At 69.9% G+C, this 17142-nt stretch carries 16 protein-coding genes and 1 tRNA gene; 11 read left to right on the top strand and 6 right to left on the bottom strand.

Features of this window, described 5'->3' with window-relative positions:
* The first annotated feature begins 121 nt into the window (after nt 1-121).
* From ACFY1L_RS35035 to ACFY1L_RS34995, 9 genes are all read left to right on the top strand, one after another.
* Complete coding sequence (locus tag ACFY1L_RS35035; RefSeq protein ID WP_388833232.1) at nt 122-955, top strand: hypothetical protein; 834 nt, start codon at nt 122-124, stop codon at nt 953-955.
* Between the two features lie 150 nt (nt 956-1105).
* Nucleotides 1106-1846 carry a YcnI family protein gene (locus ACFY1L_RS35030; protein ID WP_388833229.1) on the top strand — a complete coding sequence of 247 codons (741 nt, stop codon included), beginning with the start codon at nt 1106-1108 and terminating at the stop codon, nt 1844-1846.
* 117 nt (nt 1847-1963) lie between these two features.
* On the top strand, nt 1964-2617 hold the full coding sequence (locus ACFY1L_RS35025) for an SCO family protein (protein ID WP_388833225.1): 654 nt from the start codon (nt 1964-1966) through the stop codon (nt 2615-2617).
* Nucleotides 2618-2643: 26 nt separating this feature from the next.
* On the top strand, nt 2644-3066 hold the full coding sequence (locus ACFY1L_RS35020; protein ID WP_388833641.1) for a copper chaperone PCu(A)C: 423 nt from the start codon (nt 2644-2646) through the stop codon (nt 3064-3066).
* Nucleotides 3067-3077: 11 nt separating this feature from the next.
* Entirely contained in the window at nt 3078-5054 is a 1977-nt protein-coding gene (locus ACFY1L_RS35015) for a copper resistance CopC/CopD family protein (RefSeq protein ID WP_388833222.1), read from the top strand.
* 8 nt (nt 5055-5062) lie between these two features.
* The gene (efeB, locus tag ACFY1L_RS35010; RefSeq protein WP_388833219.1) at nt 5063-6361 is read left to right on the top strand and encodes an iron uptake transporter deferrochelatase/peroxidase subunit; all 1299 of its coding nucleotides are present in this window, start codon (nt 5063-5065) and stop codon (nt 6359-6361) included.
* An 83-nt stretch (nt 6362-6444) separates the two neighbouring features.
* The gene (gene pheA / locus ACFY1L_RS35005; protein ID WP_388833216.1) at nt 6445-7377 is read left to right on the top strand and encodes a prephenate dehydratase; all 933 of its coding nucleotides are present in this window, start codon (nt 6445-6447) and stop codon (nt 7375-7377) included.
* Between the two features lie 531 nt (nt 7378-7908).
* Nucleotides 7909-9186, top strand: a complete 1278-nt coding sequence (gene serS / locus ACFY1L_RS35000; protein ID WP_388833213.1) for a serine--tRNA ligase — start codon at nt 7909-7911, stop codon at nt 9184-9186.
* Nucleotides 9183-10001, top strand: a complete 819-nt coding sequence (locus tag ACFY1L_RS34995; protein WP_388833210.1) for an HAD family hydrolase — start codon at nt 9183-9185, stop codon at nt 9999-10001. The genes serS and ACFY1L_RS34995 overlap by 4 nt, the downstream gene beginning before the upstream one ends.
* 37 nt (nt 10002-10038) lie before the next feature.
* On the opposite strand, the gene ACFY1L_RS34990 is transcribed toward ACFY1L_RS34995, so the two are convergent.
* The 6 genes from ACFY1L_RS34990 to ACFY1L_RS34965 all read right to left on the bottom strand — a co-directional run bounded on the left by ACFY1L_RS34990 (nt 10039) and on the right by ACFY1L_RS34965 (nt 14210).
* Nucleotides 10039-10125, bottom strand: a tRNA-Ser gene (locus ACFY1L_RS34990).
* Between the two features lie 267 nt (nt 10126-10392).
* A complete protein-coding gene (locus ACFY1L_RS34985; protein ID WP_388833207.1) occupies nt 10393-10593 on the bottom strand; it encodes a hypothetical protein in 201 nt (66 codons plus the stop codon).
* A 115-nt stretch (nt 10594-10708) separates the two neighbouring features.
* Entirely contained in the window at nt 10709-11428 is a 720-nt protein-coding gene (locus tag ACFY1L_RS34980; protein WP_222812275.1) for an ABC transporter permease subunit, read from the bottom strand.
* A gap of 10 nt (nt 11429-11438) precedes the next feature.
* Nucleotides 11439-12350: an ABC transporter ATP-binding protein gene (locus ACFY1L_RS34975; protein ID WP_388833204.1), complete on the bottom strand. Its 912-nt coding sequence runs from the start codon at nt 12348-12350 to the stop codon at nt 11439-11441.
* Nucleotides 12347-13255, bottom strand: a complete 909-nt coding sequence (locus tag ACFY1L_RS34970) for an ABC transporter permease (RefSeq protein ID WP_388833201.1) — start codon at nt 13253-13255, stop codon at nt 12347-12349. Before ACFY1L_RS34970 ends, ACFY1L_RS34975 begins: the two co-directional genes overlap by 4 nt.
* The gene (locus tag ACFY1L_RS34965; protein WP_388833638.1) at nt 13245-14210 is read right to left on the bottom strand and encodes an ABC transporter ATP-binding protein; all 966 of its coding nucleotides are present in this window, start codon (nt 14208-14210) and stop codon (nt 13245-13247) included. Before ACFY1L_RS34965 ends, ACFY1L_RS34970 begins: the two co-directional genes overlap by 11 nt.
* Before the next feature lie 236 nt (nt 14211-14446).
* On the opposite strand from ACFY1L_RS34965, the gene ACFY1L_RS34960 reads away from it, so the two are divergent.
* On the top strand, nt 14447-15289 hold the full coding sequence (locus ACFY1L_RS34960) for a M24 family metallopeptidase (RefSeq protein ID WP_388833199.1): 843 nt from the start codon (nt 14447-14449) through the stop codon (nt 15287-15289).
* Nucleotides 15286-17061: an SDR family oxidoreductase gene (locus tag ACFY1L_RS34955; protein WP_388833196.1), complete on the top strand. Its 1776-nt coding sequence runs from the start codon at nt 15286-15288 to the stop codon at nt 17059-17061. The genes ACFY1L_RS34960 and ACFY1L_RS34955 overlap by 4 nt, the downstream gene beginning before the upstream one ends.
* Nucleotides 17062-17142: the final 81 nt, after the last annotated feature.

Raw genomic sequence — 17142 nt, 5'->3', positions numbered from 1 at the left:
ACCGGAACGGAAACGGCGTATGTACGGGCGGTTCGTACCAGAAAGTGACCTTCCGGTTCGTACGGCATCTTGCGGACCTGCCGTATGGCACCCATAAGGCCAGTGCGATGATGAGCCCGCCATGACTGCCCCCCACCAGCGCACGGCGCGCTCCGGAAGGGATCTCCGGATACTGAGGGCCGCGGTGTTCGCCGCGGTCTGCGTCGTGCTGGCCGCGGCCGGTCACACACTCGCCTCCTGCGCCACGGTGCCGCTGTGGACGCTGGGCGCGGGATTCGTGGGGACCGCCCTGGTCGTGGTGCCGCTCGCCGGACGCGCACGCTCGCTGCCGGGGATCGCGGCGCTGCTCGCGGGCGGGCAGACCGTGCTGCACACGCTGTTCGGGCTGGGGCAGCACACGACGTCGGCCGGCGGGATGTCGATGCCGTCGATGTCCGACGCCTCCCTGGTCGAGCGGGCCGCGCGGCTCGTGTGCGGGACCACCGCGGCGGCGATCAGCCCCGCCCAGGCCCGCAGGATCCTCGCCGACGCCCGGCTCTCCCCGGACACGGCCATGGACATGAGCTCCATGCACCACCCGGCGGACGCCGTCTCCACCACCGCGACGTCCCCGGCCTCGCTGCTGCCGTCCCTGCCGATGCTGCTCGGCCACGTCCTCGCGGCGATCGCCGCCGGCTGGCTGCTGCGCCGCGGAGACCTGGCCCTGCTGCGGCTCGTCGAACTGTCCGCGCTGTCGGCGCATTCGGTCGCCGAAGGGGCGCTCGTACGCTCCCTGCGCGGGGCGCTCGCGCTGGTACGCGCCCTGCGTGCCGGGCTCCCCGGCGCGCCCGATGCGAGCCCGCGACCACCGCGCACCGCCCTGTTCGAGCCGCCGAAGCCCCGTGGCTGCGCACTCCAGCACACGGTGATCAGGCGCGGCCCGCCGGCCGCCGCCGCACTCGTCATCGCCGCCTGACGCGACGCGACCGCCACTCCGTGATTCCGGGGTCGAGGGGCCGCCGTCGTGCGGCACGCGCGCGTGCCCGTTGCTGACCGGCAGGTCATCTCCACGCACGCGTACCCCTCTTCAGCACCAGACCTCACTCGAAGTGGAGTGCACCCGTTCATGAAGGCTTCCCGTCTCGCCGCCACCGGCGCCGTCGCCGCCTCTGCCGTCGTCGTCCTGTCCTCGCCCGCCTTCGCGCACGTCAGCGTGCAGCCCGAGGGCACGGCCGCCAAGGGCGGTTACGCAGTCGTCGACTTCAAGGTCCCCAACGAGCGCGACAACGCGTCGACCACCAAGCTCGAGGTCAGCTTCCCGACCGACCACCCGCTGGCCTCGGCGATGCCGGAGCCGATCGACGGCTGGGACATCAAGGTCACCAAGGCCAAGCTGGCCAAGCCGATCGAGATGCACGGCGAGAAGATCAACGAGGCCGTCTCCAAGATCACTTGGACCGCGAGCGGCGACGGCATCAAGCCCGGCTTCTTCCAGAAGTTCCCGGTCTCCGTCGGCACCCTCCCCGAGGACGCCGACCAGCTCGTCTTCAAGGCACTCCAGACGTACGACAACAAGGAGGTCGTGCGCTGGATCGAGGAGACGAAGGAAGGAGAGGACGAGCCCGAGAACCCGGCCCCGGTCCTCGCCCTGTCCGCCGCCTCCGACAGCGAGCACTCGCACGGCTCGTCGGGCACCGAAGAGGCCAGTGACGACTCCAAGGACACCGAGAACACCGCCGCGGACACCTCCGTCTCCGCCGACAGCAGCGACACCACCGCGCGCGTGCTGGGCGTCGTGGGCATCGTCGTCGGCGCACTGGGCGTGGCGTACGGCGTGCTCGCCGGCCGTCGACGCACCAACGCCTGAGTTTCGTCCGCCGTGTGCACCGGAGTCGTTCGGCCGCGTACACCCTCGTACGAGGGCCTGCGCCCCGCCGTCCGACCCCGGTGCACACCGGATCTTTCACATCTGGGACATTTTTCTATGCGCAAGAAGACGTTCGCCGCGGCCGCTCTGCTCGCCGCAGCCTCCCTGACCCTCTCCGCCTGCGGCAGCGGCGACGACAGCAACTCGCCCGTCGCCGTGGTCTCCGAGGACACCTCGCAGAAGGCCGCGACGATCCTCGACAAGCCCTTCGAGAAGCCGGACCTCGTCCTCACCGACACGCACGGCAAGAAGTACGACTTCCGCAAGGAAACGGCGGGCAAGCCGACCTTGATCTACTTCGGTTACACCCACTGCCCCGACATCTGCCCCACGACGATGAGCAACCTCGCCGTCGCCAAGAAGCAGCTGCCCAAGGCCGAGCAGGACAAGCTTCAGGTGGTGTTCGTCACCACCGACCCCAAGCGCGACACCCCGTCCGAACTCGGCAAGTGGCTCAAGGGCATCGACCCCCAGTTCATCGGCCTGACCGGCGACTTCTCCACCATCCAGGCCGGCGCCCGCACCCTCGGCATCTCCATCGAGCCGACCCACAAGGACAAGAAGACCGGCAAGACGGTCTCGGTGCACGGCACCCAGGTCATCGCCTTCTCGCCGAAGACCGACGGCGGTTACGTCCTCTACGGCGAGGACACCAACGTCGACGACTACACCAAGGATCTCCCCAAGATCGTCAAGGGGCAGAACCCGTGAGGCGGCTCGCCCCCACTGCTCTGGTGATGACCGGTGCCCTCGCCCTCGCCGGCTGCGGCGGCTCCGGCGACGACAAGCCCGAACTGGCCGTCAGCGCCTCCTACATGCCCCAACCGGTGACGGACGAGATGGCCGCGGGCTTCTTCACCGTCGCCAACAAGGGCGGCGCCAAGGACGAGCTGACCTCCGTCACCAGCGGCGCGGCGGGCAGCGTCACCATGCACACGACCGTCGGGCAGTCCATGGAGGAGGTCGAGTCCCTCGATGTCCCCGCACATGGTCAACTCGTGTTCAAGAGCGGCGGCAATCACCTGATGTTCGAGAACCTGAAGCGGAAGCTGAAGCAGGGCGCGACGGTCACCGTCGAACTGCACTTCGCCAAGTCCGGCCCGATCAAGGTTGAGATGCCGGTCAAGTCGGCCACGTACAACCCCGCGACCGGCCACTGAGGGAGACCACCGTGACGCAGACCATCACCCCCCGCCGTGTGCGGACCCTGGTGCTGCTGTTCCTGGCCGTCGTCGGAGCGCTCCTCGCCGGTGCCGCACCGGCCTCCGCGCACGCCGCGCTGACCGGCAGCGACCCCGCACAGGGGGTGGTGGTCGACAAGGCACCCACCCAGGTCTCGCTCACCTTCTCCGAGAAGGTCGCCACGTCCGGCGACTCGGTGCGCGTGCTCGACCCCAAGGGCAAGCGCGTCGACAACGCCAAACCGACCGACGTCAGCGGCACGACGTACGCCGTGCAACTCAAGAGCGGCCTGGCCGACGGCACCTACACCGTGGCCTGGCAGGTCGTGTCGGCGGACAGCCACCCCGTCGCCGGCGCATTCACCTTCTCGATCGGCGCCCCCTCCAAGACCACCGTCGCCGCCTCCGGCCAGGAGGTCGGCGGCGGGGTCGTCGGCTGGCTGTACGGATTCGGGCGATATGTGTCGTACGCCGGCTTCATCGTCATGGTCGGCGGCGCCGCCTTCGTACTCGCCTGCTGGCAGCGCGGCTCGGGCGTCAAGGCCCTGCAGCGGCTCGTCGTCTCCGGGTGGCTCGCGCTCACCTCGGCGACCCTGCTGCTGCTGCTCCTGCGCGGCTCCTACACCAGTACCGGCAAGGTCGGCGACATCTTCGACCTGAACCTGCTCAGCCAGGTGCTGCAGACCAAGTCGGGCGCGGCACTGGTCTCCCGGCTGCTGCTGCTCGCCGCTGCGGCACTGTTCATCGCCGTGCTCTTCGGCGCGTACGACAAGCGGGAGGACGAGGAGAAGCGGGACCTGACCTTCGGGCTGGCGATCGGCGGATTCGTCGTGGCCGCCGGTCTCGCCGCGAGCTGGGCCATGGCCGAGCACGCCTCCACCGGGCTCCAGCCCGGCGTCGCGATGCCCGTCGACGTCGTCCATCTGCTGGCCGTCGCCGCCTGGCTGGGCGGGCTCACCGCGCTCCTCGTGGCGCTGTACCGCTCCGACACCCCGATCGAGTCGACAGCCGTACGGCGCTTCTCGCAGGTCGCGTTCTACAGCGTCCTCGCGCTGGTCGCGACCGGCGTCTACCAGTCGTGGCGCCAGCTCGGCTCCTGGTCGGCGTTCACCGACACCGCGTACGGGCAGCTGCTGCTCGTCAAGATCGGGCTCGTGGCGCTGCTCGTGGGCATCGCCTCGATCTCGCGGCGGTGGACGGCACGGCTGGCGGACACGGCCGTCGCGAAGCCGCGCAAGGCGAAGGGCGCCGCCGACGACGCCGCATCGGGCGCCGCTTCGGGCGAGAAGGAGCACGCCGCCGCCCGCGCCGGTGCCGCATCGGCCAAGAAGTCCGCGTCCGCCAAGACCTCCGGCGGCCCGGCATCCGGCGGCGACTCCAAGCGCGCCACACAACTCGCCCGGCAGCAGGCCGCCATCGACACCACCCGCCAGAAGCGGCAGCGCGACGCCGACCCCGACCGGTTCGGACTGCGCCGCACCGTGCTCGCCGAGGCCGGCGTCGCCGTCGTCCTGCTCGCCGTCACCACCGTGCTGACCCAGACCGAGCCCGGACGCACCGAACAGGAGGCCAAGGCGGCCGCCTCCTCCTCGTCCTCTTCTTCCTCCACGGCCGACTCGTCGTCCGGGGCGCTCACGCTGACCATGTCCTTCGACACGGGCGGCACGGACGGCAAGGGCGTCGTCTCGGTCGACCTCGACCCCGCGCGCGTGGGCGGCAACGAGATGCACGTCTACGTCCAGCGGCCCAACGGCCGCGCCTTCGACGTCCCCGAGGTGAAGGTCGCCTTCACCCTCGAGGCCAAGAAGATCGGGCCGTTGCCCGTCAACCCCGACCACGTCACCACCGGACACTGGACGGCGAACGGGGTCCAGATCCCCATGGCCGGCGACTGGAAGGTCGCCGTGACCGTGCGGACCTCCGACATCGACCAGGTGACCGTCTCCAAGAACGCGCAGATCGGCTGAACCGCACCATGGCTGACCAGTCCATCCCGGAAGCACCCACTCCCGAGGCGCCTCCCCAGGACACCGCCTCCCGGAACACGCCTTCCGGGGACGGCATTTCGCGGCGGAAGCTGCTCGGCACCGCAGGCGCCACCGGCCTCGTCCTCGGCGCGGCCGGTGGGGCCGTGGGCTATGCCGCCGCGCCCTCCGAGGCCACTCCGCTCAGCTCCCTCGGCGCGGACATGGCAATGTTTCACGGGAAACATCAGCCCGGCATCACCGACGGACTCCAGGCCAAGGGCCACCTCGTCGCCTTCGACCTGGCAGCGGGCGCGGGCCGCAAGGAGGCGGCAGCCCTGTTGCGCCGCTGGTCGGCCACGGCCGAGCGGTTGATGACGGGCGAGGCGGCCACGCACGACGACACGGACGTCGCCCTGGACGCCGGCCCGTCCTCGCTCACCCTCACCTTCGGCTTCGGCCACACCTTCTTCGCCCGCACCGGCCTGGAGAAACAGCGGCCCGTCTCCCTCGACCCGCTGCCCGACTTCTCCTCCGACCACCTCGACAAGGCGCGCTGCAACGGCGACCTGTGGGTGCAGATCGGCGCCAACGACGCCCTCGTCGCCTTCCACGCCCTGCGCGCGATCCAGAAGGACGCGGGCAGCGCGGCCCGCATCCGCTGGCAGATGAACGGCTTCAACCGCACACCGGGCGCCACGGCCCACCCCATGACGGCCCGCAACCTCATGGGCCAGCTGGACGGCACCCGCAATCCGAAGCCGACGGACTCCGACTTCGACAAGCGGATCTTCGTGCCCGCGTCCGGCTCGAGCGACCCGTCCTGGATGGCGAACGGCTCCTACGCCGTCGTACGCCGCATCCGCATGCTCCTCGACGACTGGGAGAAGCTGTCGCTCCAGGCCCAGGAGAACGTCATCGGGCGTCGGAAGTCCAACGGGGCGCCGCTGTCCGGCGGTTCCGAGACAACCGCGATGGACCTCGACAAGGCGGACGCCAAGGGCGAGTACGTCGTCCCCATCAACGCCCACGCCCGCATCACGCGGCCCGACCAGAACGGCGGGGCGGCGATCCTGCGCCGCCCGTTCTCGTACCACGACGGCTTCGACGCGGACGGTGTCCCGGACGCCGGTCTGCTCTTCGTCTGCTGGCAGGCCGACCCGCTGCGCGGCTTCGTGCCCCTCCAGCGCAAGCTCGACCGCGGCGACGCCCTGTCGAAGTACATCCGGCACGAGGCGAGCGCCCTGTTCGCGGTGCCGGGCGGGGCCGCGAAGGGAGAGTACGTGGGGCAGCGGCTGCTGGAGGGGTGAGACCCCGCCGGTTCGGAGCCGGTCGGGAGAGGCTGTCGTGAGATGCGTGAGCCCCGGTTCCGCAAGCCCATTAGGGTGAGGTCATGCCAGCGAGCTACGCGTATCTCGGCCCCGAGGGCACCTTCACCGAAGTCGCCCTGCGCACCCTTCCCGAAGCAGCCACCCGGGAACTGATCCCGTACGTGTCGGTGCAGTCCGCGCTCGACGCGGTCCGCGCCGGCGAGGCCGAGGCCGCCTTCGTGCCGATCGAGAACTCCGTCGAGGGCGGCATCACCACCACCCTCGACGAACTCGTCGCGGGCGCACCGCTGATGATCTACCGCGAGGTGCTGCTCTCGATCACCTTCGCGCTGCTGGTCAGGCCGGGCACGAAGCTGTCGGACATCAAGACGGTCTCCGCCCACCCGGCCGCCCAGCCCCAGGTGCGCAACTGGCTCAAGAACAACCTCCCGGACGCCCACTGGGAGTCGGCCGCCTCGAACGCGGACGCCGCACGCCTGGTCCAGGAGGGCCAGTACGACGCCGCGTTCGCCGGAGAGTTCGCCGCCGCCCGGTACGGCCTGGAGGCCCTGGAGACCGGGATCCACGACGCCGAGAACGCGCAGACCCGCTTCGTGCTGGTCGGCCGGCCCGCCCGGCCCGCGGCGCCGACCGGCGCGGACAAGACGTCCGTCGTGCTGTGGCAGCGCGACGACCACCCCGGCGGTCTGCGCGATCTGCTGGGCGAGTTCGCCACCCGCGGCATCAACCTGATGCTGCTGCAGTCCCGCCCGACCGGCGCCGGCATCGGCAACTACTGCTTCTGCATCGACGCCGAGGGCCACATCTCCGACCGCCGGGTGGCCGAGGCGCTGATGGGCCTCAAGCGGATCTGCCTGGAAGTGCGCTTCCTCGGCTCGTACCCGCGCGCGGACGTGGGCGTCGAGGACATCAGCGCACCGCGGCTCGGCACCTCGGACGAGGCGTTCGTCGCGGCCTCGGACTGGGTGGCGCGCTGCCAGGACGGCCGGTTCTGACCCCGGTCTTACCTGCAGATTTTAGTTATCCACAGAAGTTATCCACAGGTTTGCTTCTCGACCTGGGGACAAGTCGACAGTGAAGCGTGACCCTGTCGACAAATCGGCCCTCAGCCCTCCCTCGGGTTCACCGGCGTGCACATCACCCTTCGTCCACTCTTTTCCTTTGAGCAATCCTTTGGGGTGACCCATTTACACTCGAAAGTGAGGGTAAATGCGGTTTGCCCTGGGAATCCTTGGGTTCACGGCCACGTTTCGGATTGATCAATTCCGAAGTCCACAGATCATCCACACACCCTGTGGATAACTCTGGAGAGGGTGTGGATCGCTGTGGACAACCCGGCGCCAAGTCCCGTTCCCCACAAGGGAATCAGGTCAACCCGGCGCCCGGAGCCTCCCTCGTCCCAGGGAGTGAGACACTTTTTATTGACACGCTCGGCAATTCCCTCATGACGGAACGTAAGCCTCATTTCGGAACGGCTGGGAATGGTGAGTCGTGGGCCGTATCCCCGCACCGGTAGCCTTGACCGCGTGATTGACCTTCGCCTGCTCCGTGAGGACCCCGACCGTGTGCGCGCGTCCCAGCGCGCCCGTGGAGAGGACGTCGCGCTCGTCGACTCTCTCCTGTCTGCTGACGAGCGGCGCAGGTCGTCCGGCGTCCGCTTCGACGAGCTGCGTGCCGAGCAGAAGCAGCTCGGCAAGCTCATCCCCAAGGCCTCCGGCGACGAGAAGGCCGAGCTGCTGAAGAAGGCGGGCCAGCTCGCCGCCGACGTCAAGGCGGCCGACGCCGAGCAGACGGAGGCCGACGAGGAGACCAAGCGCCTCGCCCTCCAGCTCGGCAACCTCGTGCACCCCGATGTCCCGGTCGGCGGCGAGGAGGACTTCGTCGTCCTCGAGACGCACGGCACCATCCGTGACTTCGCCGCCGAGGGCTTCGAGCCCAAGGACCACCTGGAGCTCGGCGAGGCGCTGGGCGCGATCGACGTCGAGCGCGGCGCCAAGGTGTCCGGCTCGCGCTTCTACTACCTCACCGGTGTCGGCGCCCTGCTGGAACTGGCGCTGGTCAACGCGGCGATCGCGCAGGCCACCGAGGCCGGCTTCATCCCGATGCTGACCCCGGCGCTGGTCCGCCCGCGCGCCATGGAGGGCACCGGCTTCCTCGGCCAGGCCTCGGAGAACGTGTACCACCTGGAGAAGGACGACTACTACCTGGTCGGCACCTCCGAGGTCCCGCTCGCGGCGTACCACATGGACGAGATCCTCGACGCCGAGAAGCTGCCGCTGCGCTACGCCGGCTTCTCCCCGTGCTTCCGCCGCGAGGCCGGCACGTACGGCAAGGACACCCGCGGCATCTTCCGCGTGCACCAGTTCGACAAGGTCGAGATGTTCTCCTACGTCGCCCCCGAGGACGCGGAGAACGAGCACCGGCGCCTCCTGGAGTGGGAGAAGCAGTGGCTGACCGGCCTGGAGCTGCCCTTCCAGGTCATCGACGTGGCCTCGGGCGACCTGGGCGCGTCGGCCTCCCGCAAGTACGACTGCGAGGCGTGGATCCCGACCCAGGGCAAGTACCGCGAGCTGACGTCGGCCTCCAACTGCGACAGCTTCCAGGCCCGTCGGCTGTCGGTGCGGCTGCGTGACGGCAAGAAGGTGCAGCCGCTGGCGACGCTCAACGGCACGCTGTGCGCCGTACCGCGCACGATCGTGGCGATCCTGGAGAACCACCAGCAGGCCGACGGCTCCGTGTACGTGCCGAAGGTGCTGCGCCCGTACCTGGGCGGCCGGGAGGTCCTGGAGCCGGTCGCCAAGTGAGCGCCGCGTCTCCCTCCGGACCGTTCCCGTACAAGCTGATCGCGACCGACCTCGACGGAACGCTCCTGCGCTCCGACGAGTCGGTCTCGCAGCGCACCCGTGACGCCCTCGCCGCGGCCACCGCGGCGGGCGCCTCGCATATCGTCGTCACCGGCCGCGCGGTCCCGTGGACCCGGCACATCCTCGACGACCTCGGCTATGAGGGCCTCGCGGTCTGCGGCCAGGGCGCGCAGGTGTACGACGCCGGGGCGCACCGCCTGCTGACGTCGGTGACCCTGGACCGGCAGCTGGCGGGCGTGGCCCTGGCCAAGATCGAGGCGGAGGTCGGCCCGCTGTATCTGGCGGCCAGCCGTGACGGCCTGGAGGGCGAGGTGCTGGTGGGCCCGGGTTACGCGGTCACCGGCACCCTCCCGTCGACCCCGCTCACGGACGCGTCCGACCTCTGGGCGGCCCCGCTGAACAAGATCTACATACAGCACCCTCAGCTGTCCGACGACGAGCTCGCCGACGCGGCCCGCGAGGCCGCGGGCGGATTCGTCACGGTCGCAATGGCGGGCGAGGGCATCGTCGAACTACTGCCGCTGGGCCTGTCGAAGGCGACCGGCCTCTCGCTGGCGGCCCGGCGGCTGGGGCTGAAGGCAGCGGACACGATCGCCTTCGGTGACATGCCCAACGACATCCCGATGTTCGCGTGGGCGTCCCGGGGCGTGGCGATGGCCAACGCACACGAGGAACTGCGGGCGGTGGCGGACGAGGTGACGTCGTCCAACGAAGAGGACGGGATCGCGGTGGTGTTGGAGCGGTTGCTCGCCTGAGCTTCGTGGTTCTCTGCGCCTGAGCGCTCGGGACTTGCGGAGGATGCACGGATCGAACGTGCGCGGGGTGTGACCCCCGACCAAGGCTTAGCAAGCCAGTGCCTTACCACTCGGCCAATCCTCCGGGTGGGCGACCCACGCGAGAGCGACATCGCGTGCTCGAAGCGGTCGCCCCGGGCAACTCCGTGTGCGGAGCGGGTTCGACGGTGGGGTAACTACACCGGAGCCCGCCGCGGGCTGCCCTGACGGGAGCTGGACGTACTGTCGTGCATGGACATCGCCCGGCTCCTCTCCCAGAACGTGGCGCCGGAGTCGACGTCCGGCGGTGTGGACACAACCACTGTGCCTGTACGACGAGTTGGACGCCACCGAATAAATCGGCCGTACGAGGTCAGCGGCGCCGCCACCGTCGGCGGCGCCCCTTGCTGAAGAACCACCCGGCGGGCGGCTCGTCGGAGCGCCACGGCTGGGGCTCCGGCTCCTCGTTGCGCCAGCGGGCGGCGAGCATGCGGGCCCGGGCTGAGGGCTCGGTCGACTCGGCGGACCGTATGAAGTCGTCGTCCAGGACGAGGTCGTCCCAGTTGTCTGCCATCCCCGTTCCTCTCAGCCCAGCATTCCGTTTTGCCCAGTGTGCCCGTACAGAGGTGAAGCCTCCGTCAAAACCAGGGGCGCCCTCACAGGAACCGGGCGCCCCCCTCAGGAAGCCGTCACTCCTCTCCGGCCAGCGTCAGCGACCGCAGCTTCTGTCCCGCGTACCAGGTGGCCAGCACGGTCACCGCGATCAACAGCACCGTCGCGGTGGTGAGTCCGACGTCCGAGGTGACCAGGTCCCCGCCGGCGACCTTGTGGGCGACGGCCAACGACCACTGCTGGACACTGAGCGTGCGCGCGCCCGGCACCAGGGAGCCGAACAGCGCCTCCCAGACGAGCGCGTACACCAGCCCGAAGACCACCGCGTGCCGGGACACCGTGCCCAGCAGGAGGAACAGTGCCGCGTAGGCGATGGAGGAGACCAGGGCCGCGACCGTGTAGGCGACGGCGATCTGCTGGCCGTTGCCGTTGAGGATGAAGCCGGCGATCAGGGTGGGCAGCGCGGAGAACACCATGGTCACCGCGATCGCCACGATCAGCTTGGTGAAGATGATCGTCGGCCGCTTCAGCGGCTTGGACAGCAGGTACACCACCGAGCCGTCGTCGATCTCCGGTCCGATCGCGCCCGTACCGGCGATGACGCCGATGATCGGCACCATCGTGGCGAGCGCGAGCCCGCCCAGCAGGTCGGAGGCCGTCTGGTCGTCGGCGCCCGCGAGGCCGCGTACCACGACGGAGATCGCGATCAGCAGCAGGGGCAGGGCGCCCAGGATGAGAGCCCGGCGACGGCCGAGCAGGGCTCGGTAGGTAAGTCGGGCGACTGTGGGGTCGTACATCTTCGGCCTCCTACGCCGCGACCAGATACGAGAACACGGACTCGAGGGACTCGTCGGACGGCGAGACCGTCAGCAGCCGGATGCCGTGGTCGCGGGCGACCCGGGGCAGCAGCGCGGTGAAGCGGCCGAAGTCGACGGCCTGGATGCGCAACGCGCCCTCGGCGAGGTCGACTTCGATGCCCGACGTCGACGCGTCGGCGATCAGCGCGGCCGCGAGGGCGCGGTCGTCGCTGGAGCGCACCAGGTAGCGGTGCGGGCGGTCGGTCATCAGGCGGCGGATCTTGCGGAAGTCACCGCTGGCCGCGTGCCGTCCGGCGACGACGACCTCGATGTGCCAGGCGAGTTGCTCGACCTCTTCGAGGATGTGCGACGAGAAGAGCACCGTGCGGCCCTCGTCGCCCATGCGCCGCAGCAGCTCCATGAGCTGCATGCGCTGGCGCGGGTCCATGCCGTTGAAGGGCTCGTCCAGCAGGAGCAGCGACGGGTCGTGGACCAGCGCGGACGCCATCTTCACGCGCTGGCGCATGCCCTTGGAGTACGTCGAGATCTTGCGGTCCTGCGCGTACTCCATCTCGACCGTGGCCAGGGCCCGCCCGGCGGCCTTGGCGCCCAGGCCGTGCAACTCGGCGTTGGCGACGACGAATTCGCGCCCGGTGAGGAAGTCGTACATCGCCTCGCGCTCGGGGACGATGCCGATGTGCTTGTAGATCGACTCGTTGCGCCATACCTGCTGGCCGTCGAGGGTGACGGTGCCGGTGGAGGGGGCGAGGAAGCCGCCCATCATGTTGATGAGGGTGGACTTTCCGGCGCCGTTCGGGCCGAGCAGGCCCGTGACGCCGGGGCCGATCGTCATGGTGACGTCGTTGACGGCGACCACGTTGCCGAACCAGCGGGAGACGTGGTCGATGCTGAGCGTGGTCACAGTCCCACCTTCTTGTAGCGGCGCAGCAGGAGGCCGTAGCAGGCGGCGATCAGGCCCAGGACGACCAAGACGTAGACCGCGCCCTCGCTGTTGCTCGGGCCGACCGCTCCGGGGAACGCCGAGCTCGCGCCGAGGAAGGCGGACTGGACTCCGTCGATGAGCGTCACGGGCGAGAAGAGGCCGATCCAGGGGATGGCGCTCGTGCTGTTCTGGTTCTCGGCGATGGCCTGGAGGGTGGAGACGGCACCGTAGGAGATGGTCAGGACGGCGATGACGGCCGCGATGCCGAAGCCGCGGCGCGGGGTCACCGAGGCGATGACCAGGCCGATGCCGGCGAAGAGCAGTGAGAGCAGTGCCACGGACACGAGTCCCTGCGCGAATCCCTTGGTCTGGTCGGCGAAGTCGAGCTTGGCCAGCAGCGCGCCCGCATAGAGCACGAGCAGCGGGGCCGCGGTCAGGATGAACATCGCGGAGGCCAGCGCCGCGTACTTCGCGCGTACATAGTCGGCGGTCTCGATGGGCCGCGAGAAGTACAGCGGCACGGTCTTGAAGCGCAGGTCGCGCGAGACGGACTGGGGCGCCTGCGAGGCGACGTACAGGCTGATGACGGCCTGCATGATGATCGCGTAGCGCGTGTAGTCGACCGGCAGGTCCTTGGCCTTCGTGGCGACCGCGACGGCGACCATGATGGCCGCGGGCACGCACATCACCACGAACAGCAGCATCGGCAGCACCTTGGACTTGATGGAGCGTCCGAGGCCGTAGGAGCCGCGCAGGGACTGCGAGTAGAGGGAGCGGGTGGCGTAGGAGCGGCCCAGGCGGGGGCCGTCGTAGTTGCGGTAGCCGATGTTGTGGATGCGGGTCTGGTCGCCCGAGGGGGCGGTGACCGGGTGCTCAACTGCCATGGCCGACGGCCTCCTTCCGCTGCTCGTCGCTGTCCTTGAAGACCTCGGAGATGTGGTGCCTGCGCTGCTCCATGCGGACCAGGCCGAGACCCAGGTCGGCGACGACGTCGCGCACGAGGTCGTAGGTGTCCTCGCCCTGTGCGGTGAGCAGCAGGATGTGTCCGGCGCCCGGCAGGCCGTTGCTGCCGTCGAGAACCTCCACCCCGCGCGCGTCGAGCGCCTCGCGCACCGCGCGCGTGCCGTCCGGGTGCTCGTCGGTGTCGGTGACCTCGATCGCGAGGGTGGTCGTGGTCTGCGTGAAGTCCGTGGTGGAGCTGGAGCGCAGGAGCTTGCCGCCGTCGATGACGACGACGTGGTCGCAGGTGCGCTCGAGCTCGCCCAGCAGGTGCGAGGTGACCAGGACCGAGATGCCGAAGTCCGTGTGGATACGGCGGATCAGGCCGAGCATCTCGTCGCGGCCGACCGGGTCGAGGCCGTTGGTCGGCTCGTCCAGGAAGACCAGCTGCGGGTCGTGGACCAGGGCCTGGGCCAGCTTCACGCGCTGCTTCATGCCGGTCGAGTAGCCGCCGATGGGGCGGTAGCGCTCCTCGTACAGACCGACGTGGCGCAGGGTGTCCGCGGTGCGCTCGCGGGCGGCCGTGGGCGGCAGGCCGGACATGCGCGCCATGTGGACGACGAACTCGGTCGCCGAGACGTCCGGCGGCAGGCAGTCGTGCTCCGGCATGTACCCGACCCGCTCACGGATGTCGGCGCCCTTGGTGGCGACATCGAGTCCGAGCACTTCGGCGCGGCCCTCGGAGGCGGGGGACAGACCCAGCAGGATCTTGATCAGTGTGGACTTGCCGGCTCCATTGGCTCCGACGAGTCCGGTCACACCGGGCCCGACGTCCACGGAGAGCCGGTCAAGCGCGGTCACCCTGGGGAACCGCTTGCTCAGGCTTTCGGTCGCGATCACAGTCACGTCTTCGAAGGTAGTGACCTGGACCACGCCAGTCGTCAGACCGCAGAGCTGTCTTGGCCTCAGACTCCAGATGTACGGGTCCGTAGGGGAAACCCCTACCTGAGAGCTACGCAGAGTTATCCACAGCCCGGACCCCGCCTATTGACGCAGCCTCTAACAACTGTCACATTCACCAGTGTCAAGTTACGGGCACGTACCGCAGTCGAGGTGGACGAGGGTGGGGCGGTGGCATGACGACGGCAGTGGCAGGTGAACTCTCCGCGCGGCTGCGGGGGTTCAGGCAGGTGCAACGCCTCGCCTACGAGTGCGCGGAGGCGGTCGCCGCCCAGCTGCAGCCGGGCGTGACCGAGCGCGAGGCCGCCGGAATGCAGCGCGCCTGGCTGCGCGAGCGGGGCGTGCGGGACTGGTTCCATCTGCCCTTCGCCTGGTTCGGTGACCGCACGGCGTTCGTGAACTTCCGCATCCCGCTCCAGTTCTTCCCGACGAACCGGCGACTCGAGCCCGGGATGCCCTTCATCCTCGACATGGCCCCTGTGTACGAGGGCTGCACGGCGGACATCGGCTACTCGGGCTCCTTGGGGATCAACCCCGTGCAGGACAAGCTCATGGCCGACCTGGAGGCACACCGCGAGCTGATCCTGCGCGAGGTCCGCGAGCGGCGCCCGCTGCGCACGATCTACGAGGACGTCGACCGCCTCATGGTCCGCCAGGGCTACGCCAACCGGCACCGCGCCTACCCCTTCGGCGTGATCGCCCACAAGGTCGACCGGGTCAGGCAACGCCGCTGGTCACCCCACCTGTTCGGATTCGGCGCCCAGTCCCTGAAGGGGCTAGCGAGCGACGCTCTCCACGGCCACCGCGACGGCTGGTCCCCGCTGTGGTCGCCCTACCGCTTCTCCGACCATCCGCCGCAGCCGGGCCTGTGGGCGGTCGAACCCCACCTCGGCTTCCGGGGCACCGGCGCGAAGTTCGAGGAGATCCTGGTCGTCACCGACTCCAAGGACCCCGGGGAGAGCGCCTTCTGGCTGGACGACGATCTGCCGCACGTGCGGCGCTGGGCGGAGGACAAGTGACGGTGGCGCGGGAGGACGGCGGGTTGACGGGCGCGCGGGAGCGCCGGGTGCGGACCGGCGGCATCGAGCTGTGCGTCGCCGAACTGGGCGACCCCGGGCAGCCGACGGTGGTGCTGGTGCACGGGTATCCGGACAGCAAGGAGGTCTGGTCCGAGGTCGCGTCGCGGCTGGCCCCCCGCTTCCATGTCGTGTCGTACGACGTCCGGGGGCACGGCAGGTCGACGGCGCCGCAGCCCCTGCGCGGCGGCTTCACCCTGGAGAAGCTGACGGACGACTTCCTGGCGGTGATCGACGCGGTCAGCCCGGACCGGCCCGTGCACGTCGTCGGACACGACTGGGGCTCGGTGCAGTCCTGGGAGTTCGTCACCGTCCAACGCACCGAGGGGCGCATCGCCTCCTTCACGTCGATGTCCGGGCCGTCCCTCGACCACTTCGGCCACTGGATCAACGAGCGCCTGAAGAAGCCCACCCCGCGCCGCGTCGGCCAACTCCTCGGCCAGGGCGCCAAGTCCTGGTACGTGTACGCGCTGCACACGCCCGTGCTGCCCGAACTGGCCTGGCGCGGCCCCCTGGGCAAGCGCTGGCCGCGCATCCTGCAGCGCCTCGAGAAGATCCCCGGCGGCGGCTACCCGACCGCCTCACTGCCCCGGGACGCGGCGAACGGGGCGTGGCTGTACCGGGACAACGTACGTGCACGTCTGCGCCGACCGCGCCCCGACGCGTACGCACACGCGCCCGTGCAGCTCATCACGCCCCTGGGAGACGCGTTCCTTTCGGAGAGGCTCTACGACGAACTGGAGTCCTGGGTTCCGCAGTTGACCCGTCGCACGCTCCCGGCCAAGCACTGGATACCGCGCACCCGGCCCGACCAACTGGCCGCCTGGATCACCGAGTTCGTGACATCCGTCGAGGGAGGGAAGAGCGAGGTGAGGGCCACCGGCAAGTACGCCGACCGCTTCGGCGGGCAGCTCGTCCTGGTCACCGGCGCGGGCAGCGGCATCGGGAGGGCCACCGCGTTCGCCTTCGCGGAGGCCGGCGCGCGCGTGGTGGCCGTCGACCGGGATGCCGAGGCCGCCGCCCGCACCGCCGAACTGTCCCGCCTGCTCGGCGCCCCCAAGGCCTGGGCGGAGACCGCCGACGTCTCCGACGAGCAGGCCATGGAGAAGCTCGCCGACAAGGTCTCCGCCGAGTACGGCGTGGTGGACGTCCTTGTGAACAACGCCGGCATCGGCCTGTCCGGCTCCTTCTTCGACACCAGCCCGGAGGACTGGAAGAAGGTCCTCGACGTCAACCTGTGGGGCGTCATCCACGGCTGCCGACTCTTCGGCAAGCAGATGGCCGAACGGGGACAGGGCGGCCACATCGTCAACACCGCGTCCGCGGCGGCCTATCAGCCCTCCAAGGCGCTGCCCGCCTACAGCACCTCCAAGGCGGCCGTCCTGATGCTCAGCGAGTGCCTGCGTGCGGAGCTGGCCGGGCAGGGGATAGGCGTGAGCGCGATATGCCCCGGCTTCGTCAACACCAACATCACCTCGACCGCCCGCTTCGCCGGGGTCGACGCCGACGAGGAGAAACGGCGCCAGAAGAAGTCGGCGCGGCTGTACGGCCTCAGGAACTACCCGCCGGAGAAGGTGGCCGACGCGATCCTGCGGGCAGTCGTGCGCAACGGGGCCGTCGTACCGGTCACTCCGGAGGCCCGCGGCGCCCACCTCATGTCCCGCTTCACCCCGCGCGCGCTGCGGGCGATCGCACGGCTGGAGCCACCGCTGTGAACGCGCGAGGGGCCGCCGTCGTGCGCCGACGGGAGCACCGCGGCGGCCGTGGCGCGGTCCGCCGCTTCCGGTGGCGCAGGC

The sequence above is a fragment of the Streptomyces sp. NPDC001663 genome, assembly GCF_042893105.1.
Lineage (GTDB): Bacteria > Actinomycetota > Actinomycetes > Streptomycetales > Streptomycetaceae > Streptomyces.
The sequence above is the reverse complement of the archived record's forward strand: the minus strand, read 5'-3'. Positions and strand labels throughout refer to the sequence as shown.